This is a genomic window from Acinetobacter lwoffii (genome assembly GCF_019048525.1).
Taxonomy (GTDB): domain Bacteria; phylum Pseudomonadota; class Gammaproteobacteria; order Pseudomonadales; family Moraxellaceae; genus Acinetobacter; species Acinetobacter lwoffii_K.
Map to the genome: position 1 here is coordinate 1130168 of NZ_CP077369.1, position 21253 is coordinate 1151420.

Sequence of the window (21253 nt, forward strand, 5' to 3'; positions counted from 1 at the left end):
CCCAGAAAATAAAAAACCTGAACAGTGTCAGGTTTTTTTAAAAGCTCATTTAGTTATTTCGCAATCCGCCAGACGGCCAGTACACTCGCCAGTACAATCAGAATCACCGACACAAACCACGGTGAAATAATCGCAATTGCCAGCAGAATGGCCATGACGCTGCCAAACATCCAGCTACGCTTCTGTTGATGTTCCATTTGCAGGCGCATGCTTTGTAATTCATTGAGCTGTTTGGCATGCCAGGCCGACTGATTTTTTAAACCGTTTAAGCTGTCGATCATCAGGGTCGGTAAATCCTGTGCCCCTAAAAGTAGATCCGGGATTTTCTGTCCCAGTTCTTTCAGGTTCTTTTGCGGATTCATCTGGGCCTTGATCCAGTCCGTCAGAATTGGTTTGGCCAGACTCCAGATATCCAGTTCCGGATAAAGATCGGTTCCCAGACCTTCGACATGGACTAATGTTTTTAGTAACAACATTAATTGAGGTGGAATTTCCAGATGGAAACGACGCGCGATATCCATGACTTCAATCAGAATGCCGGCAAAGTCCAGTTCATGCATCGGTTTTGAGACCATTGGCCCCACACTGCGGCGCATTTCACGAGCCAACGCATCCTGATCAGTTCCCGGTGGAATCCAGCCGGCCTGATGCACCACCTGAATCAGCTGCATAAAGTCGCTGTTCATGACCGCCAGTAGCATGCGTGCTACGGTCATCTGGTCATGCTTGGACAGCTCGCCCATAATCGCGCAGTCCAGCGCAATAAAACGCGGATTGGCCGGATTGATGGTTTCTACAAAGACGTTGCCCGGATGCATATCGGCATGGAAAAAATTATCGCGGAACACTTGAGTAAAGAAGATGGTCAGGCCTTTACGCGCCAGATCGGCACGATCCATGCCCAACCGGTCAAAGGTCGCGATATCTGAAATTGGTACCCCGGTAATACGCTCGGCCACCAGAACATCTTTGCTGTCCATGTAAATTTCCGGCACATACATCATGCTCGAGCCGGTAAAATGATGGCGCATGCGGCGGGTATTATCGGCTTCCAGCGTCAGATCCAGCTCATTCAGAATGATCTGTCGATAATCCTGAATGATTTCCGATAAATGTAGGGCACGTGCTGCTTCCAGACGTTTTTCCAGAAATTGACCGAGCCATTCCAGAATTTCAAAATCCTGCAAAATCTGCTGGCGAATATTCGGACGGGTGACTTTGACCACGACTTCACGGCCATCATGCAGGGCAGCCGTATGTACCTGTGCAATCGAAGCCGCTGCCAGTGGCTGGGTATCGAAACGCGCGAACAGGGTATTTACATCAGCTTTCAGGGATTCCTGAATGCGCATCTTGGCCACGTCATTATCAAATGGCTTGACCCGGTCTTGCAGCAACACCAGTTGCTGTAAAACTTCAGGTGGAATCAGGTCACGACGGGTCGAGAGTAGCTGGCCAAGCTTGATCGCTAACGGCCCCATTTCTTCTAAAGCCAGTTTCAGCTTGAGCGGATTTTTACGTTCACGACTGGACCAGGCGGCCGGATGCATCCGGATGAGGGACAGCACATGCCGGGATTTTTCTGGTAATTCTTCCGCAGGAAACAACGTGTCGAGTCGATAGTGCGCGGCGATGCGCCAAAGTTCGAGTAAACGTGAAACATGCGGAATCATAAAGTTGTGTACCTAGTCTTGAGTAGAATTGTTTGAGGCATCGATTTGAGCCTGAAGCTGCTGGATTTTTGCTTCAACCCGATCTAAATTTTGATTCAGGATACGGGTGTCCTGATTCAGGTCATCCATTTGCCAGCGGGGGGCAAACAGACCGCTGTCTTCTTTTAAGGCATCTTCGGCAAAAAATAATTGACTTTGCAGGGTGCGTTTTAGCTGCTTGGGCAGCAGTTGCAATTTACCAATTTCATGCGCCAGTGTCGGGCCAACCCAGGGGCTTAAATGCGCCGCCAGATCCAGTTCCGCCTGTTGCATGATGCGCTGGATTTCCTGCAATAATTTGTAGTCGCCTTGCAATGGAATATTGCCGACTTCATCGGAAAGCAGCAGCTTGAGTAATTCCACCACATTGCTGACCTGCAAGGTTGCTGTCGCTTCGGTGATTGTCGCGGAACTTGCGTCAAATGGACGTTGTTCAAAGACCGAAGGTGTTTCGGTATGACCGGTTGCCGTTGGTTCCAGACGAACTTTGCCTTCATCAAAAAACACATCAACCGAAAGCTGCGGCGAGGCAATCACCACCCGCAGCATTTTACCGGACAGGGCATTCAGCTGGATGCGAGTAATGGCGTCCAGATCAAGAACATGATGAATCACGCGTTCAACAGCACCGAGTGCCAGAATTGACCACATAGGCAAGGAACCTTAAAGTTTGAAACCGCGGTGAACCGCAACAATCCCGCCAGTCAGGTTGTGATAGTCACAATTCTGGAAGCCGGCATTTTCCATCATGCCTTTCAGGGTGCGCTGATCTGGATGCATACGGATCGATTCAGCTAGGTATTTATAGCTTTCTGCATCATTGGCAATGATTTTACCCATGATTGGCAATGCCGTGAACGAATAAAGGTCATACAGCTTGGAGAATGGCTCAAACACTGGTTTAGAGAATTCCAGAACCAATAAACGGCCACCTGGCTTAAGGACACGATACATTGCAGCAAGTGCAGCATCTTTATCGGTCACGTTACGTAGACCAAAAGAAATCGTTAAAAGATCGAAGCTGTTGTCTGCAAATGGTTCTAAGGTTTCGGCATTGGCCAGAACGAAATCGACATTGGTACAGCCCGCATCAATCAGACGGTCACGACCGACATTCAGCATCGATTCGTTAATATCAGACAGTACCACATGACCTGTCGGACCAACTTCACGGCTAAAGACTTTAGCCAAGTCGCCAGTACCACCCGCGATATCCAGCACATGCTGGCCACGGCGTACACCTGACATATTGATTGCAAAACGCTTCCACAGGCGATGAATACCAAAAGACATCAAGTCATTCATGATGTCGTATTTGCTCGCTACAGAGTGGAACACTTCTGCGACTTTCTGGGCTTTTTCTTCGCTGTTTACAGTTTGATAGCCGAAGTGCGTGGTTGAGCCGACGTTACCCGTATTGGCACCGCGTGGCAGATTATATTTGGGCACAGTACCCGTCACAGGCGTGTCAGTCAGACGTTGTTCTAAAGATTGTTGCTGACCTTGCGGGGTGCCTTGTGGAAGGGGTTCAGTTAAGAATGGGCTCACTTTGTCTGTCTGTTGTGCCGACTCGGGGGTAGGGGTAGGCGTTGTATTTTCATTCGACATTGGAGTCACTCCTAACATATCAATCGGGTTAATCTTGCATTGTCTGCATCATGACAGATTCTAAAGGCTTATTCAGCAATCATGATGCAATTGTTATGAATAATATACAGAAAAATTCACGCTTGGCAGAAATACTCATCGGGTATTTACTGAAACGGTAGCGGATCGCCAGAATGTACTTTCTCGATAATCTGGCGTTCGGTGGCAGTGAACGTGCGTACAAATTTTTCTGCCGATTTGAGTGGCTTCATGGCCAGAAAACCATCCTGCATAAATTCATACATTACCTGAAAGTTATATTTATTCGCCGCGCCCTTACACATTTTAAAGGCGGTATAGACCACAAATGAACGCATGTATTTATCCAGACTCATACCGAGCTGATCCAGCAGAGCCAACTGTTTCAGGCGTGCTTCACCCTGATCCAGCTTCAAATAGGTCAGGCGCATCATCTCGTCAGTCAGCGGTTCATGTGGATGATAATCCTGTAATAACTGAATTGCGACCTGTTCATCGAGCTGTACCGCCAGAATAGCCAGCTCTACACCTGAGGTGCCGGTTTTAATGGCATTTTCCGGAATAACTTTTTCTGCTTTATGCGCATATTTCATCAGCCGGGCAATCTGTTCTGCCAGCGCATCAAAGTCAGCGCCGCCGTAGAGACGGTTCAGGAAATACTCCGACATCAACAGGTTTTGTTTTTCAGCAAAATGGGCGCGATGGGTGCGCTGCATGCGGACTTTCTGCCAGGCCTGCACATCCTGTAAACGGCTTAAAATGTCAGGCCGGGTGTGATAAGCCAGTTGATAATAATGCGCTAACAGATCATCGAGTACGGCAAGTTTGGACATGAGGCTTCAATTATCATTGGAGGATGCAAGAATCTTAGAGGCTGCCGGACAATCCTGCTATGACAAATTGAACAGAGATCGGGCATTTGTATGTCAATCTGTTGTTTAAATAGCCAATTTAATCGTGTGAAAAACGTTGCCAGAGCTATTTTTGCGCTGAAACTCCTCGCTATACTGCAAACAGAATAAAAGATCAGGGTTGAAGATGCGTATGGAACAACCACAATTTCAGTTAATGGATGAAGATCAGCTGTCTGTCGAGCTGATTGATGCCCAATATAATTTAAAAAAGACCCGGGGCCAGAAAAATGCCAAAAGTCTGGTGATTCTGGTGAATGGCATTGAACTGGCCGGCAAGGGTGAAGCGGTTAAACAGTTACGTGAATGGGTCGATCCGCGCTATTTGCGTGTGAAAGCCGATAAGCCTCAGCTAGCCGGCCCGAAGCAGACCTTGTGGCAACCTTATGCACGTTTTATTCCTGCCGAAGGCCAGATCATGGTGCTGTTTGGCAACTGGTACAGCGATCTTCTCGGCAGTGCCATGCAAGCTGAAAGCCCGCTGAGTGATGCACAGTTTGATGAATATCTGCAAGAGATGCAGGCCTTTGAACAGGACCTGAAAAATAACCATGTCGATGTGATCAAGGTCTGGTTTGACCTGTCCTGGAAAGTCTTGCAAAAACGTCTGGATGCCATGGATCCGAGTGAAACTCACTGGCATCAACTGCATGGTCTGGACTGGCGCAATCGCAAAGAATATGACACCTTGCAGCGCCTGCGTCAGCGCTTTACCGAGGACTGGTTCATTATTGATGGCGAAGATGAGCAGCAGCGCGACCAGCAATTTGCCCAGTATATCCTGAGTGCCTTGAAACATTGTCCGGATCATCCTGCCAGAGCCAAGGGAAGATGGAAACAGGCCAAGATTCCCGAGCAGTTAAAACATCCTTCCAAGACTCAAGCCCAGCCAGAAGATTACAAACCGGAACTAAAAAAATTAACCGCGAAGGTCGCCAAAGCCATGCGTTCCGATTCGCGTAATGTGGTGATTCTGTTTGAAGGTATGGATGCTGCCGGCAAGGGCGGCGCGATCAAGCGGATTGTCAAAAAACTTGATCCACGTGAATATGAAATTCATACCATTGCTGCACCAGAAAGATTTGAGCTGAGCCGTCCCTATTTATGGCGCTTCTGGACCAAGCTGCAAACCGATGATGATATCTGTATTTTTGACCGTTCCTGGTATGGGCGGGTATTGGTAGAACGGGTAGAAGAGTTTTCCAGTCCGGCCGCATGGCAGCGAGCTTATGCGGAAATTAACCGTTTTGAACAGAGCCTGGTCAAGCATCAAACGGTGATTGTGAAAATCTGGCTGGCCATTTCTAAAGAGGAACAGGCAGCACGGTTCAAGGCGCGTGAAGATACACCACATAAGCGTTTTAAAATTACTGAAGAAGACTGGCGTAACCGGGAACGCTGGGATGATTATCTGAAAGCGGCAGCCGATATGTTTGAACATACTTCGACTGAGGAAGCGCCTTGGCACATTATCGCGTCTGATGATAAACATACCGCACGGGTCGAAGTATTAAAGGCTATTTTAAAACAGCTTCAGGCAGAATAATCTGCCTGAAGTAAGAGTGTCTAGAGGGCTGCAAAAATTCAGCTCACCCGGATTTTAACCTTGCGCCACCTGTTTTTGCTGGATATTTTTAGCTGCACGGTAGCATTCCTCTACATGTGCTTCAGCAATCTTTTTCATGACAAAATAGCCCAGACTTGCCGCCACCAGTTGGCCGCCCAGCGGAATGAATTTTGTGACTTGCTTTGTGATCACTTTCGCTGCAACATTGTTCAAAGATTTTTTAACTGCCGTACGTGCGACCACCAGACCAGAAAATTCTACGCCGCGTTTACGCAACTCATTCCAGTGCACCTGACGGGTTTTTGGATCATAGACACTGATCTGGTCAGGCGCCAGGCCGAAGCGGGCATTGATCTCGGGAATCAATTGCGACAAGATACCGATATCAATGACCACGTCCATAAACGGCACTGGAATAACCGCAGCACCGGCAGAATAATAGGCGCGTTTTTTGGTGAGTTCCAGGCACTCGGCGCGGATTTGTTCTAAATCTAGGCTCGGATCGAGACGTTCAGGAATTTTATCTAATTTCATGGGCACTACCTAAGCTCTATGTTGTTTTTTTCTATTCAAGCATCTTTAAGATGCTTTTTTCAAAGAAATTTTTCGACTGAAGTGTGGTTTTAAAGTGTCATAGAGCGCTCGGGATGTATAGTAAATAATCTTTATCGTTTTGTAGTAAAAACCACATTCAGCAGTTCAGGGGAACCAATGGCCATTCATGTTATTCAGAGTCAACGTATTGATGTGCTTTTGGATAGTATGCTGCGTATTGTCAACCAGACTGCCCGGAATCCATTTGAGGTGTTACAAACCCGGCACTTTATTGTGCCATCTCCGGCAGTAGAAACTTGGCTGACCCAGAAAATTGCCGAGAAAAAAGGCATTAGCGCCAATACCCAGTTTCATCACCGGATTCGCGCCTTTCAATGGACTTCCTATCAGTGGGTATTGAATGCGCCTAAAGAAGTGGAGCAGGTCCGTGAAGCCAATATTCCGCGCATTATCATCAAATGGCGCGTGTTTCAGGCGCTACGAAAATGCATTCTGCCTGAACAGATTCCTTTAGACGTCGATCATCCGCTGTATTCTATTGTGAAGCGGATTTATGACAGTGCTGACCGGCTGGAGCAGGGTACAGAGAAGCAGCTGAAAAAACAGAGCATGCTGTACTGGGTAGCCGAGCAGGTGTCGCGTTTGTTTAGCCATTATATGGATTATCGCGGTTATTGCGCGCGTAACTGTCCTCCAAACAACTGTGGTTGTCCGAGTAACTGGTTAGAGTCCTGGGGGCAGGATATTGCGCTCGATATCGAGCAAATGATCTATAGCCCCAAAGATGAAAATGGTCATGAGATGCAGGTGGCGGATTTTGTCAAGATTCAGGCGCGTGAACTGGAAGCTTGGCAACGCTGGTTGTGGCAGCATGTATTTCAGGATGATTATGCCAAAATCCTGGAGATTGAACGCCTGTATTGGGAGCGGCTGGAGAATGCAGAAACCCGCGCCCAGGCTCTAAAACGACTGCCGGCCCAGATTGTGGTATTTAGCCTGCTGGAACTGCCACCCAGCCAGCTGGATTTTTTACGCCGTTTGGGGCAATACATTGATATCTATATTTTTCACTTCAACCCCTCGCAGGAATACTGGGCCGACAGTGTCGATCCGGACTGGAAAGCCAGGTTTGATTTGCAGCGGGAAGAGCGCTTTATTCAGCGTTTTGAAAAGACCCGTCAACGTAAACCGAATGATGCGGAAATAAAAGACTTCAGGATCAAGCAGCTGAACTTTAATGCCGAAGACCGGGAATCGCGGCATCCGCTCCTGACCCGATTCGGCAAGCAGGCACGGGATCATTTTTCTCTACTCTCTAAACTGTCTTCGGGGGAAGAGGGTCTCTGGGCCGATGTCTTTGTCGATGAATATCAGGACAGGCTGCTGGCCAAAATCCAGTCGGATATCCTGTATTTATTGGAACCTGAACAGCATCAATATGCTTTAAGCCCTGATGATGATTCGGTACAGATTCATGTCTGTCATTCTTCATTACGTCAGCTGGAAGTCCTCAAAGAACAGCTGATTCACTGGCTGGCTCAAGATACGAATGACGTGCCGCGTCAGCCGAGTGATATTCTGGTGTTGACGCCAAGTTTGAAAGAACTCGAACCGGCAATTCGTAGTGTCTTTGCGCCACCACCGCGTGAGCGCGAAACCGGCAGCAAACGCCTGCAGAAAGATAACCTGTATTTACCGATCCAGATTGCCGGGGTGTCGCGTCTGGATGTCAGTAATGCCTGGCGCGCGGTACTGGGCCGGATTCAGTGGGTACGGCGCCGTTTCAGTATTGAGGACTTCGCCGACTGGCTCAGCCTGAATGCCACCCAGCAGTATTATGGTCTGGACTATAGTCAGGTAGAACGGATGTTGCAGTTGCTGACAGATGCTGGCTTCAAGCGTGGACTGGACCAGCAGCATTTACAGCAAAGCCTGAGCGCAGGCGATGAGGATTACCGGTTTAGCTTTAAATTCGCGCTGGACCGTCTGGCGTTGGGTCTGGCGATTCCTGAACATACCCTGTTTCAGGACACCTTGAGTTATGCCAAGGTTCTGACCAGTGATTTTCCGCTGATATCCACCCTGATCCGGATTTATCAGGATCTGGTGCAGCGCCGTGACTGGCTGACTTTGCATGAAACTGGACAACGCACGCCGGTAAAAACCTGGCTGGAATATCTGCGTGCTGATCTGAATGAATTTCGTGATGCCGGGGTAGAATCACTCAAAACTGTTGCCGAGATTATCGACAAGCAAATGCGGATGCTGACCTTGGCCGATTATCATGATCAGGATGATCCACATGCCAGTCAGGAGCTGGTGGCACTCAGTCTGCCTCTGCCTTATGTGCTGGAAGAAATTCAGAATACCCTGGAGATGCAGCTGGATCAGGCCGAACCGACTGGACAGATTACTTTTAGCCAGATTGGGCAGATCCGGCCATTGCCTTATAAACTGGTGGTGATGCTGAATCTGGATAGCGGTAAATTTCCGAGCCGCAATCAACAGGTTCCGTTTGACCTGATGCGCAGCCTGAAGCCGCAACTTGGTGACCGTTCCCGTCTGGATGACGAGCAGGGCGCTTTTCTGGATGCCTTGCTGCTGGCACAGGAAAATCTATGGCTGTTCTATAATGGCTTTGATCTGGAGGATGGTGAGGCTCGCGATCCATCCACTGCCTTGCAGGAACTGGTTCAGCATATCGCGCTGATCTGCCAGTCTGAACAGCCGGATGCCGAAATCGATCCGATGGTGGATATTCATGGTCTATCGGTCGCTCAACATATTCGGCAGCTTTATCATGTGCATCCCTTGCAGCCTTTTGATCCGGCCGGATTTGCAGATATGCAGACACCACGGTTTCAGGATCAGTGGTTTGCGGTAGCAGAGTATATCCGCAGCGCCGAAGGCAAACGCAGCAGCTGGATCAATGCACATTATCCGGCACTAGAACAAAAAGAAATCCGGGTACTCAAAGGCGATGAATGGATCCGCGATATGATTTTCCCGGCACGTCTATTCCTGAAAAGTGTCGGGGTTTCCACGATTCGCTATGCCGATTTGCCGAGTTCCCGGGAACCCCTATTACTGAACAAGCTGGAACAGTATCAGGTACGGGATTTCCTGTTACAACAAGAGCAGGAGATTGAGCCAAACCTGATGCTAGACCGTTTGCCGGTGGGCAAAACCCAGCAAGCCACCTGGCTGGGCAGCCAGCAGGAACAGCAGTTATTGCAAGAACGTTTGCTACAGTTGGGCAAAGAACTGACGCCAGTCACCCAACAATCCCTGCAGTTCAGTCCTGAACTGATCATTCATATAAACGTGCCTCAGGTTCCACACAGCAGCTACTGGCTGAGTATGCAATCCTCTTCGGCCTCGGAAAAACGCCGTGCCCAGATCTGGCTGGAGTATCTGCTATGGCTGGCTTACTTGAATGACGATGCACGCTCACCAGAACTGGAGCGCATTGTCATTTTCAGTAATAAAACCCTGAAGTTTTCTGGCTTGAGTTCGAGCAAGGCACATGAGTATTTGCAGCTCTGGTTAAAGGCGTGGGAAATTGGTCAACAGCAGCCGCTGGTCTTGCCGGCAGAATTACTGATGAAAAAAGAGTGGCAGTGGGCCGAGAATGAACAGGGTAAAATGACCATTGTGGAAATGCAGGAATTGTTGGAAGCCTGGAACAACAGTTATAGTCCTAAAACAGCTAAGCCATTGACTTCGAATGAATCTAGTGTCTTGCATCAGGATTGGCAATTTATTTTGCAAGATCAGGATCCGGATCTGGCCTTGCAAAACTGCTGTCATGATTTTGCCCATGGCCTGTATGCACCAATTCATCAACATCTGGAATGGGTGAAATAGCCGTATGACTTTCTTAAAGCAGCAGACGCAAACAGCCATTTCTACCAATCCGATTCAGGACATGAAGTTTCGGGGCCTACACTGGATTGAAGCCTCGGCAGGCACCGGCAAGACCTATACGCTATCCAGTCTGATGGTGCGGATTTTTCTGGACCAGTATTATCCGCATCAGGTGATTGCGACCACATTTACCCGTAAGGCCACGGCTGAACTGAAAAACCGGGTACGGCTTCGCGTCGAGGAAACGCTGGCTTATATCCAGCGTCATCAGCAGCTCAATTCAGTTGAAATCGCAGCAAAAATCCAGAATGAAACCGATCCTTTATTTCAGCAGGTACTGAAAGATTATGGTTCACGGCTGGATTATGCCCGTCGCCGTTTACGTCTGGTGTTGAACCAGCTGGATGAACTGTTTGTCGGCACCCTGGACAGCTTTAGCCAGAAACTGTTACGTGAATTTGCCTTTGAAAGTGGCAAGATTGAACGTGCAGAACTGACCGAAGATCAAGATCTGTATATCCAGCAGCTGATTCATGATGTGCTGCGTGACTGGATCCAGCAGCAGCCGCAATATATGGTCAATCATCTGTATGTCCAGAATCTGCTGAAACCGGTGGAGCATTATACCGGGCTGGTGCGTGATGCCCTGAATTTCAGCAAGCAGCATTTTCGGAAGATCGAACCGGCTGAATGTGACCTGAACAAATTGGAAGCCTGCATCAGTCAATTAGTGAATATTCAGGAGCATGATCTTGCCGTCATGCGGCGTTATTGTCAGGAAAGTCCGAAGTATTTTCACAAGAGTTTTTTGACCAAGTTAACCGAAATTTGTGAAAACTTTATGACCTGGAGCGCAGCCCTGAAAACTCAAGGAACAATGAGTTTCTTTGATGCTGAATTGCAGCCGATTTTACTGAATCTGTGCCATTTGCGCCGCAAGAAAACCGATTTCCAGCCGACCACTCAGGTCTTTAACAAAAGCTGTCCGGATGCAGAGCAGCAGCTGATTTTGCAACATAGTCTGATCGTGGCAATTGATGCGCTGTGTGAGGTCAAACAGTATCTGGATGAGCAGCTGCAACAGCTTACGACCTATCTGGAATTTCATATTATTCAAAGTGTGCAGACCCGTTTGCCACAAACCTTGCAGCAGCAGGGTGAAACCACTTTTTCCCAGCAAATTCGTACATTGGCGGAAGCATTGCAAGGCCAGCAGGGACAGCGTTTTGCCCAGTTTGTACAGGCACGTTATCCGCTGATTCTGGTCGATGAATTTCAGGACACCAATCAGGATCAGGATGATTTGCTGGCCAAGATCTGGCGTGATGCCAACCGGGTGCAGTCCGGCTGCATGATTATGGTCGGTGATCCGAAACAGGCAATTTACGGTTTCCGTGGCGGCGATATGCTCACCTATAACAAGGCACATGCCGATGTGCTGCATAAACAGGGCCGCGAATATACCCTGATGCAGAACCATCGGTCAGTCAAACCACTCGTAGAAGTGGTTGATGCGCTGTTCCAGCGGCAAATGGATTTTGGCGAACAGGTGCAGTACACCTTGATTCAGGCCGGTAGTCGCCCGCATCCAGATCTGGTCGATATGGGCAGGATCAACCCGCAGCCTTTACGATGGATTCAGCTAGGTGAATCGGACCTGGAGGCAGACCAGGTGGCCTGGAAAATCCGTGCATTGCTGAATCAGTCTGCCCAGCAGCAACTGTACTTTCAGCAGCAAGAGCATCAGCAAAGCCTGAGCGCAGATGATATTGCCGTGTTGGGATTTGGGCATTTTGCTCTGGAACAGGTGAAGCAGCGTCTGCAGCGTATGGGCATTCCCTGCTATAAAGAATCCAAACAGAGCGTGTTTGCCAGTCCCATCGCTCAGGATGTCGCGGCCGTATTGACGGCGATTATGGATCCTTTCAATGAGGCCAAGGTCAAGCGGGCTTTACTAACCCGTCTGCTGGGCTTCAATCTGAAAAAACTGATTGATTTGCAAAGCCAGAGTGAAGGCCTCAGTCGCTATATTGCGGATCTGGATATAATTCGGGAAATGTGGTTTGAGAAAGGCTTTTTGACCGCCTGGAATTATGCACTGAACCTGTTTCAGGTCTGGACCAATCTGGTGGCCAGTCAAAGTCTGGACAATGAGCGGGTGGTGGTCAATCTGCGCCATCTGACCGAGATGCTGAGCCAGCAGAGTGAATATTATCAGGGGGCGCAAAAACTCTATCACTGGTATTTGCGCCAGCTTCAGTCACCTTCAGGCAAGGACAGCGAAAAAGAACGCAAGCTGTCTGGGGATCATGGGGTGCAGCTGATGACCATTCATGCCTCCAAAGGGCTGGAATTTAAAGTGGTGTTTTTATTGGGAGCAGATGCTGCTTTTGATGTGAATAAAGGCAATCTGAATTTTTCCCTGTCTGCGCCTGAACAGGACAACATCCTGGAACAATCCCGGGTGATTGCAGTCAATCACAAGAATTTGCATGAGCAGGCGATTCTGCAGAATGCAGCGCGTAATGCTGCCGAAAACCACCGGCTCTGGTATGTGGCGCTGACCCGTGCCAGTCACCGGGTATATGCCATGCTGCAGGACCAGAACGCACAGTCCGATTCCGGGCTGGCCTTCTGGCGTGGTCAGGGAGATCAACTGTTTCAACATGCTTTAAGTCTGGTCGAGCAGCCGCTGTCTCAGGAACCACCGCGTCTGGTCGAGCAGTCGAGCCATCATCAGGTCGACATGCGGGCGCAACCTTTGCCAGAGCGGCAGTTTTATCCGCGAACCAAAACCAGTTTTACGGCTTTGTCACAGCATCAGCTACATGGACATATCTTGCAGGATGACCTAGTCATGGCTTCAGAACAGCCCGATAGTGCCGCCGATGAAATTCATTTTACCGGTCTGGAAGAACAGCCAGCAGCCGTGCCCTTAGACTGGATTAGGCTGAATTTTCCTAAAGGTACAGTGGCCGGAACTTTCTTGCACAGCATTTTTGAACATATCGATTTTCAGGACAGCAGTTACTGGAATCTGGAAATCCGGCGCCGTTTTAAAAATACCGCACCGCAAATCTGGCAGGAACTGAAAGAAAAATTTGAACAGGCTTTTCATATACGTAGTGTACTGGAACAGGCCTTTTCCCTGCATTATCAGGCCGCTGTGGTGAATCTGCGAACCCTGTTTCAGGCCACAGCTCAGGCAGATTTCAAAGCCGAGGAATTGCGTCATAGTATGCAGCGCGTATTGTCCAGCCTGAACTATAAGTTATTGACCGGAATTCGCCTGCATGACCAAAGCAAAGCTTATCGCCAGCAATGGCAGCAGCTGTTTCACTCGGCACAACAGCTCGATCGTTCGGGTCTGCTAGAATTTTTAGGTCAGTTTCAGGTGTATTTCGATGGGCTGGAGGATGACTCCTTTATCCAGTTTTTTGAACAGGAAGTGGCCCAGCTCACACGCTCTGCAAGCACTGAATCGCTGAATGTGGACAGTATTTTCCAGACTGCTTTTGATGGCTTGCTGGACGAGATTACAGAAGATATTTTGCTGAACCTGATGCATGACTGGGTGCGTGATATTCTTATTACCCCGATTCAGGCAGATTTTGCTTTGGCGCAGCTGGAGGCTAAACAGTATCTGTCAGAATTTCCTTTTTATCTGTCCTTGACCGATGCCCCTTTGCAGATTCGGCAAATCCATCAGCTGTTTCTCGAACATGACATGGTCATGAGCGATTTTAATGAAGCCAAATCGGCGCGGTATCTGACCGGTTCCATCGATCTGGTGTATTTCGATGGTCAGCGCTACCATATTGCCGATTATAAAAGTAACTTCCTCGGACCTGATCAGCAGCACTATAGTGCTGAGGCAATTCAGCAGAATATGAGCCAGTCCAGTTACTGGTTGCAGGCCGCTTTGTATCTGGTGGCGCTGCATCGGTACCTGAGTGCCAATATGCAGGGTTATTCGATTCAGCAGCAATTGGGCGGCGCGACCTATCTGTATTTGCGCGGGATGAATGGACAGGCGCAGCAAGGGGCTTATCATTGGCAACCGAGCCTGGAATTCATAGAAAAACTGGATCAAATATTGGGCTATTTTGAGCAGAAAAAATCAGCATGATTTTGCAGTTTTATAAAATATATAAAGATTAAACAGAAAATTATCCTGTGGATAACTTTGAGGATAACTGTGTGGAAAATGAGCAGAATCACGTGTCGCAGCAAGACTCCAATTTAATGGCCTGGATTGACTATTTGTGTCAGCCGCCGTTTAGTACGGCTACATTTGATCCGGCAGCAAAATTCTTGATCCAGCAACTGCTTGAGGCGATACAGGCAGGGGATAGCTGTATCGAAGTTGATCCTCAGCAGGTTGCCCTATTACATAATCTGGTTCTAGACCGCCGTCAGCAAAGTACAGGAATTGCACCATTTATTTGTGCAGATCAGCATTTATATCTGTACCGCTATTGGCAACTGGAACAGGCGGTAGCCTCACATATTGCTCGGATTAAAGCCCAACCGGTTGCCGCTATTGATTTATCCGAACGTGATCGCAATTTATTGTCAGATCCACAGCAAAAATTGGCACTGGAAATGGTTGCGCGGCAGGCGCTGAATATTATTAGCGGCGGTCCGGGTACCGGTAAAACCTATACCTTGGCGCATATGATTGCGGTCCTGCATGAAGCCTTGCCAAATATCCGGATTGCCATGGCAGCACCTACCGGAAAGGCCGCACAGCGCATGAAAGAAGCACTGCAAAAAGCCTTGCATAGTGAAGCGTTACAAGAGTTTGAGCTAGAACAATTAAAACAGTTACAACCGGTCACCCTGCATCGCTTATTGGGTCTGGGCACTCGCGGACAGCCACGCTTTCATGCCAAGCAGCCTCTGCCTTATGATGTGATCGTGGTCGACGAAGCCTCGATGCTGGATTTAAACCTGTCACAGATGTTACTGGCCTCCGTACCGTCTCATGCACGGCTGATTTTACTCGGTGATGCAGATCAGCTGGCCTCTGTGGATGTGGGAACGGTATTGGCAGATTTACAGCAAGTAGCGACTCTGGAAGATAACCGGGTCAATTTAATCACCACGCGGCGTTTTGCGACTGGGGCCAAGATTGGCGCAATGGCGGAGTTTATCCAGCAGAATCATGAGCCTTCTCACGTCTTGCAGAAATTTGAGCAACAGATTCTAGCAGCCAGTGAGTTACAGGCGATCGATTTGGATCAGGTTGAGATCGACCATTTGCAGCTGCAGTACCTGCTCGCTGGCGCCGAACAGACCGCGCATAACTTGAATCAGTATTATGACCAGCTGATGTATGGTTATCAGGCTTATATACAGGCCATAAAAACAGAACGAAACTCAGCTGATTTTGAGCAGTATGTGCAACAGGTAGTCAAAACTTTTGATGATTACCGGATTTTAACAGCAATCCGTTCTGGTGATCTGGGGCTGCTCAAGATCAACCTGCAGATTGAGCAACGCTTTTTAGCAGCCCAAGGGCAGTTGAAACAGGGCGACTGGTATGTCGGACGCCCCGTCATGATGAGTTATAACGACTATCAGTTGGGGCTGTCCAATGGTGATATTGGCATCTGTTTTTTACGTGAGCAATCTGGTCAGCACCAGTTTGAAGTGTATTTTCCGAGTTTAGAAAAATGGGTGTTAGCCACCCGTTTACCTAAAAGTATTGAAACTGCTTTTGCACTGACCATTCACAAATCTCAAGGTTCAGAATTTTCCCATACCGCAGTGGTGCTGGATCAATATGCAAAAAATTTATTGAGCAAAGAGTTGATTTATACTGCAATTACTCGAGCCAAAAAAGTGGTCAGTTTATTGGTAGATTATGATGCTTTTACACAAGCACTTTGTGTCAGAACCACCCGGAAAAGTGGTTTGAGCCAAAAAATCATTGAAAAATCTAGTAATTTAATTGGCAAAAATAATCAAATCTTGTAGGTAAAAGCTTACAAGGATTCAGGAAATTGACGCATAGAGCTTTTGCTCGGTTTTTGAGAAGATTGGTTCTACAAAATAACTCAACACGGAAAGTTGAGCATAATCGTATAATGATAATAATAATGTCGGTAGACAGCGAACTTACAGTGAAGTAAGTGAAAGAGGAAACTTACAGCCGCTAAGCCTTGTAGTTTTGGGAGAGACTACAAGGCTTTTTTATATCCTGATTTTTTTATAGGAAGCTTGCTGGATTTTTATCCTAATTTCTTAGCAAAAATTTTCAGCCCTAGCCAGTAAACTTAAGTAAATAGCGTTAAATAAAACGAGAGCTATGTAACATTATGCAAATTTTCACCCTGTGATGTACGAAATGGCTTACAGCAAAATGAGGCAAATACCTCTATTTGTCTGGTGGGAATATGGCAAAATCTACCACACAAGGAAGATGATTTTTCAACAGGATGTTTGAAAATAATAATAAGCGTAAAACGCCATAATAATAAAATAAATAATAATGATAAGAGAAAGAACTACAGCGCCAAAAAGCCCGAGTTTACTCGGGCTTTTTTTTATCCATTTTCTATGGGGAGTAGCTGAAGATTCAAGCGAGCTAAAGGGTTTGCGGGCTTTTCAAAGGAGTTTCTATATTTAATTTATTCTGGATTTATTTCATTAAAATAATGCAAAACCTGAATCTTTAAGGAACAAGAGTCATCGGATCTGAGCTGTATCAATGAGCAACCAAAACCATGCAAAAATCTGGATCTATTTTTGCAATTTGATGCGTTTTCCCTTAAAATATGCAACTTGCTGTAGTGATGCACGGCAGTCAAGGTTTTGAATTCTCATCACTTTGATTTTTATCAAAATATACAAGCATCTCGGAGAAATCGAATGGCTTTAACTAACGCAGATCGCGCAGAGATCATGGCTAAATTCGCTCGCGCTGAAAACGACACTGGTTCACCAGAAGTTCAAGTAGCTCTTTTAACTGCTCAAATCAATGACTTACAAGGTCACTTCAAAGAGCACAAACACGACCACCATAGCCGTCGCGGTCTAATCCGTATGGTTAACCAACGTCGTAAACTACTTGACTACCTTAACGGTAAAGACCACGGTCGTTATGTAGCATTGATCGGTGCTTTAGGTTTACGTCGTTAATTCGATTTAAACTTTATTTTCGGGTGTATTGCATGCTTTGTGCTGTATTACTGAAAACTAAAGTCGGCTTAGCTTTGCGCTGAGCCAGTGGAAGGGGCGAATGTTTCGCTCCTTCTTTGTGTTTAAAAATAGTATTTAATCTGGTGAGGTCGGCTTCTAAGCTTTGTCATTTACTCGTCCATATGGTCATGAATGCCAAACCTTAGGGGTCTCCACTAGAATAATTGTTCACAAGAACTAGGAAAAAATAAAACATGTCAATGTTTAATATTATTCGTAAAGAATTCCAATTCGGTCAGCACAACGTTATCTTGGAAACAGGTCGTGTTGCCCGTCAGGCAAACACTGTTGTGATCACCATGGGCGGCGTACAAGTACTTGTTGCTGTTGTGGCACAGCCTAAAGCAAAAGCAGGTCAAGACTTCTTCCCATTGACTGTAAACTATCAAGAAAAGCAATATGCTGCTGGTCGTATCCCGGGTGGTTATGGCAAGCGTGAAGGCCGTCAGTCTGAAGCTGAAACTTTGATTTCACGTCTGATTGACCGTCCAATTCGTCCATTGTTCCCAGAAGGTTACTTCAACGAAATTCAAGTAACAGCCACTGTTATTTCTTCTGACAAAACGATGGATGCTGACATTGCTGCAATGTTAGGTACATCTGCTGCATTGTCTATCGCTGGTACACCTTTCCGTGGTCCAATTGGTGGCGCACGTGTGGGTTTAATCAACGGTGAATACATCCTGAACCCGAACCTTGAACAACTTAAAGAGTCTGATCTTGATCTTGTCGTTGCAGGTACGGAATCTGCAGTACTGATGGTTGAATCTGAAGCGAAAGAGCTTTCAGAAGACCAAATGCTGGGCGCTGTATTGTTCGGTCATGACGAAATGCAAATTGCGATCCAGGCGATCAAAGAATTTGCTGCAGCTGCAGGCGCGGTTGAGTCAACTTGGGTTGCTCCAGTTAAAAACGAAGAACTTCTTGGTAAATTGAAAGAAGCATTCGAAGCGAAAATCTCTGAAGCTTACACGATTGCAGTGAAACAAGACCGTTATGCGGCACTTGACGCGCTTTATGCAGAAGCAGTGGCACAGTTCGTTCCTGAAAATGACGAAACGGGCATTGCAGAAGAAGTAAATGAGCTGTTCGAAGACCTTAAATACCGTACTGTACGTGACAACATCCTGTCTGGTAAGCCACGTATCGATGGTCGTGATACCAAAACTGTTCGTGCAATCGACGTACAAGTAGGCGTATTGGATCGTGCTCACGGTTCTGCATTGTTCACACGTGGTGAAACTCAGGCCTTGGTCACAACGACTTTGGGTAATACACGTGATGCCTTGATGGTTGATACCCTTGCTGGTACCAAAACTGACAACTTCATGTTGCACTATAACTTCCCTGCATACTCTGTAGGTGAAACAGGTCGTGAATCTGGTCCTAAGCGTCGTGAGATTGGTCATGGTCGTCTGGCACGTCGTGGTGTTCAAGCTGTACTTCCTGCGGCTGACCGCTTCCCGTATGTGATCCGTATCGTATCTGACATCACTGAATCTAACGGTTCGTCTTCAATGGCATCTGTATGTGGTGCATCACTTTCTCTTATGGATGCCGGTGTTCCACTTAAAGCACCAGTTGCAGGTATTGCGATGGGTCTAGTGAAAGAAGGCGAGCGTTTCGCAGTTCTTTCTGACATCTTGGGTGATGAAGATCACTTGGGCGACATGGACTTTAAAGTAGCGGGTTCTGCAAACGGTATTACTGCGCTACAAATGGACATCAAGATCGAAGGCATCACTGAAGAGATCATGGAATCTGCATTGAACCAGGCTTATGCGGGTCGTATGCACATCTTGAATGAGATGAACCAGGTGATTTCACGTGCGCGTCCTGAAATTTCGATGCACGCACCGACATTCCAGGTGATCAACATCAACCCGGATAAAATCCGTGATGTGATCGGTAAAGGCGGCGCGACCATTCGTGCGATCACTGAAGAAACTAAAGCAGCGATCGATATCGAAGATAACGGTACAGTTCGCGTATTTGGTGAAACTAAAGCGGCTGCGCAAGCTGCAGTTGCCAAGATCCAGGCACTTACTGCTGAAATCGAGCCAGGTACAATTTATACAGGTAAAGTGATTCGTATCGTTGAATTCGGTGCGTTCGTAAATATCCTGCCAGGTACTGATGGCTTGCTTCACATCTCTCAAATCTCAAACGAACGTATTGCGAACGTGGCAGATGTATTGAAAGAAGGTCAAGAAGTGAAAGTACAGGTTGCGGATGTTGATAACCGTGGCCGTATCAAATTGACGATGAAAGACATCGAACAAGTTTAATTCTTAAAATATTCACATGGGAAAACTCATGTGAATAACAACAAAAAAGCCCTGAGATTGGTCAAAGTGTTTACTTTGGCTGGCTCAGGGCTTTTTTTATGCCTTCAATAAGATTCTGCTACGCAAATAAAGACTGATTGGATTGCTTAAGTCTTCGGCTCGGCTCATAATTTTAAGACGGATAGATGGGGAAGGCCTAGCTCTATCCTGCAACAACAAAAAGCAGAATTGTGAATAGAGAATTGTCTTAATGCAGGTTTATTATTTTTACCAACATCCGACCGAACATCATATTTTTGTACAAAAAGAGCCTATTGCTCAAGCCGAACCTGAATTTATCTGGATCGACTATACCCGGGCAGATGTGGTTAATCGGGCTGAGACTTGGCAAAAAGAAATAGAACAGCAGACCCATTTATACCTAAACGAATTGCATGTAAACGATATTCTTAATTTAGAACATCCTTGTGTATTTGATAGCATGGATGACTATGAGTTGCTTATTTTTCGCAAGCTGATTACCCCGGATGATGACATCGAGAGCGGTGAGCAGGCGCTGGAACAGCATGAAAAAGTATTTGGTCTGGCGACTACTCCGATTAGTTTTATCATGACTCCTCAAGTGCTGATTACAGTACGTGAGCAAGGCAATAAAGCAATAAAAAATTATATTTCCCGTATTGAAACCCATGTGATCCGTTCCACTCAGGAACAAAATAAGTCACGAAAACTCCCGATGACCCCGCTGGATTTATCGTTACGTTTGCTGAATAGCATGGTGGATGGTTATTTGGATTTACGTGTGCCTTTAACCCGACGGGTTGAATTCTGGCAACAGGAGTTATTACAGGGGCATCGCCGCTTTACTAAATGGAACCAGTTATTGCAAGAAAGCATATCTTTTCAACAAGTGGAAAATCTCTGTGAAGAGCAAATTGATACCTTGCAAGAACTGCGAGATGAAATTATCGATAATTATCCACACTTGAAAGGCAAGAAGAAGTCGGAACGGCAGGATATTATGCTGGTCCGAATGAATGACCTGGTCAGCCATGTAGAGCGCATCCAAAAACACACTGTTCGTTTGCGTGCCTCGATTCAGGCGGCTATCGACCTGCATTTTTCAGCCATTGCCAATCAGACCAATGAAAATATGCGCATCTTGGCGATAATTACCGCTATTTTTGCACCGCTGACCTTATTGACCGGGATTTACGGGATGAACTTTGAATTTATTCCGGGGGCGAAATCTCCTGTCGGGTTCTGGAGTATGTTAATGATCATGTTCATTAGCACGGTATTGCTGGTGTATTATTTCTATCGCAGACATCTGGTCGGCCGAGGGGAGCGCAGTGTGATTGATCTACTGGCACAACAGCATAAGAATCAACACGTGAATCTGTTCTGGTTCCTGGACTATGAGCCGATTAAGCAATCAGTGAAAGAGACCATGAAAGAAGTTGAAAAGCTGACCAAATTAAAATAGAGCTACCTTTATCAATCGATATTTATAAAAGTTGT

Annotated in this window: 12 protein-coding genes; 7 read left to right on the forward strand and 5 right to left on the reverse strand. The window is 46.9% G+C overall.

The window, feature by feature from the left end; all coding sequences use genetic code 11:
• Positions 1 to 53: 53 nt before the first annotated feature.
• The 4 genes from I6L24_RS05280 to I6L24_RS05295 form a co-directional block, all read right to left on the reverse strand.
• Positions 54 to 1673 carry an ABC1 kinase family protein gene (locus I6L24_RS05280; protein ID WP_004729335.1) on the reverse strand — a complete coding sequence of 540 codons (1620 nt, stop codon included), beginning with the start codon at positions 1671 to 1673 and terminating at the stop codon, positions 54 to 56.
• Between the two features lie 12 nt (positions 1674 to 1685).
• Positions 1686 to 2363, reverse strand: a complete 678-nt coding sequence (locus tag I6L24_RS05285; RefSeq protein ID WP_004647331.1) for a ubiquinone biosynthesis accessory factor UbiJ — start codon at positions 2361 to 2363, stop codon at positions 1686 to 1688.
• Between the two features lie 12 nt (positions 2364 to 2375).
• Complete coding sequence (ubiE, locus tag I6L24_RS05290; RefSeq protein WP_004647333.1) at positions 2376 to 3320, reverse strand: bifunctional demethylmenaquinone methyltransferase/2-methoxy-6-polyprenyl-1,4-benzoquinol methylase UbiE; 945 nt, start codon at positions 3318 to 3320, stop codon at positions 2376 to 2378.
• 146 nt (positions 3321 to 3466) lie between these two features.
• Entirely contained in the window at positions 3467 to 4171 is a 705-nt protein-coding gene (locus I6L24_RS05295; protein WP_004647334.1) for an FFLEELY motif protein, read from the reverse strand.
• Positions 4172 to 4376: 205 nt separating this feature from the next.
• Between I6L24_RS05295 and pap the strand changes: the two genes are divergently transcribed.
• Positions 4377 to 5795, forward strand: a complete 1419-nt coding sequence (gene pap, locus I6L24_RS05300; RefSeq protein ID WP_005261620.1) for a polyphosphate:AMP phosphotransferase — start codon at positions 4377 to 4379, stop codon at positions 5793 to 5795.
• A gap of 54 nt (positions 5796 to 5849) precedes the next feature.
• On the opposite strand, the gene I6L24_RS05305 is transcribed toward pap, so the two are convergent.
• Entirely contained in the window at positions 5850 to 6350 is a 501-nt protein-coding gene (locus tag I6L24_RS05305) for a hypothetical protein (RefSeq protein ID WP_004278581.1), read from the reverse strand.
• A gap of 177 nt (positions 6351 to 6527) precedes the next feature.
• Here I6L24_RS05305 and I6L24_RS05310 point away from each other — a divergent pair, with 177 nt between their 5' ends.
• The 6 genes from I6L24_RS05310 (at position 6528) to I6L24_RS05335 (ending at position 21218) form a co-directional block, all read left to right on the forward strand.
• Complete coding sequence (locus I6L24_RS05310) at positions 6528 to 10238, forward strand: exodeoxyribonuclease V subunit gamma (protein ID WP_216986494.1); 3711 nt, start codon at positions 6528 to 6530, stop codon at positions 10236 to 10238.
• A gap of 4 nt (positions 10239 to 10242) precedes the next feature.
• Positions 10243 to 14367 carry a UvrD-helicase domain-containing protein gene (locus I6L24_RS05315; protein ID WP_216986495.1) on the forward strand — a complete coding sequence of 1375 codons (4125 nt, stop codon included), beginning with the start codon at positions 10243 to 10245 and terminating at the stop codon, positions 14365 to 14367.
• 71 nt (positions 14368 to 14438) lie between these two features.
• Positions 14439 to 16220, forward strand: a complete 1782-nt coding sequence (gene recD, locus I6L24_RS05320) for an exodeoxyribonuclease V subunit alpha (protein WP_216986617.1) — start codon at positions 14439 to 14441, stop codon at positions 16218 to 16220.
• Positions 16221 to 17114: 894 nt separating this feature from the next.
• Positions 17115 to 17384 (forward strand): 30S ribosomal protein S15, encoded by a 270-nt coding sequence (rpsO, locus tag I6L24_RS05325; protein ID WP_004278577.1) that lies wholly within the window; start codon positions 17115 to 17117, stop codon positions 17382 to 17384.
• A gap of 260 nt (positions 17385 to 17644) precedes the next feature.
• A complete protein-coding gene (pnp, locus tag I6L24_RS05330) occupies positions 17645 to 19732 on the forward strand; it encodes a polyribonucleotide nucleotidyltransferase (protein WP_016806862.1) in 2088 nt (695 codons plus the stop codon).
• A gap of 250 nt (positions 19733 to 19982) precedes the next feature.
• Positions 19983 to 21218: a magnesium transporter CorA family protein gene (locus I6L24_RS05335; RefSeq protein ID WP_004647341.1), complete on the forward strand. Its 1236-nt coding sequence runs from the start codon at positions 19983 to 19985 to the stop codon at positions 21216 to 21218.
• Positions 21219 to 21253: the final 35 nt, after the last annotated feature.

Bases quoted from the DNA above. Each gene is read 5' to 3' on its own strand.
- I6L24_RS05280 (WP_004729335.1), bottom strand. From the start codon at position 1,673: ATGATTCCGCATGTTTCACGTTTACTCGAACTTTGGCGCATCGCCGCG.
- I6L24_RS05285 (WP_004647331.1), bottom strand. From the start codon at position 2,363: ATGTGGTCAATTCTGGCACTCGGTGCTGTTGAACGCGTGATTCATCAT.
- ubiE (WP_004647333.1), bottom strand. From the start codon at position 3,320: ATGTCGAATGAAAATACAACGCCTACCCCTACCCCCGAGTCGGCACAA.
- I6L24_RS05295 (WP_004647334.1), bottom strand. From the start codon at position 4,171: ATGTCCAAACTTGCCGTACTCGATGATCTGTTAGCGCATTATTATCAA.
- pap (WP_005261620.1), top strand. From the start codon at position 4,377: ATGCGTATGGAACAACCACAATTTCAGTTAATGGATGAAGATCAGCTG.
- I6L24_RS05305 (WP_004278581.1), bottom strand. From the start codon at position 6,350: ATGAAATTAGATAAAATTCCTGAACGTCTCGATCCGAGCCTAGATTTA.
- I6L24_RS05310 (WP_216986494.1), top strand. From the start codon at position 6,528: ATGGCCATTCATGTTATTCAGAGTCAACGTATTGATGTGCTTTTGGAT.
- I6L24_RS05315 (WP_216986495.1), top strand. From the start codon at position 10,243: ATGACTTTCTTAAAGCAGCAGACGCAAACAGCCATTTCTACCAATCCG.
- rpsO (WP_004278577.1), top strand. From the start codon at position 17,115: ATGGCTTTAACTAACGCAGATCGCGCAGAGATCATGGCTAAATTCGCT.
- pnp (WP_016806862.1), top strand. From the start codon at position 17,645: ATGTTTAATATTATTCGTAAAGAATTCCAATTCGGTCAGCACAACGTT.
- I6L24_RS05335 (WP_004647341.1), top strand. From the start codon at position 19,983: ATGCAGGTTTATTATTTTTACCAACATCCGACCGAACATCATATTTTT.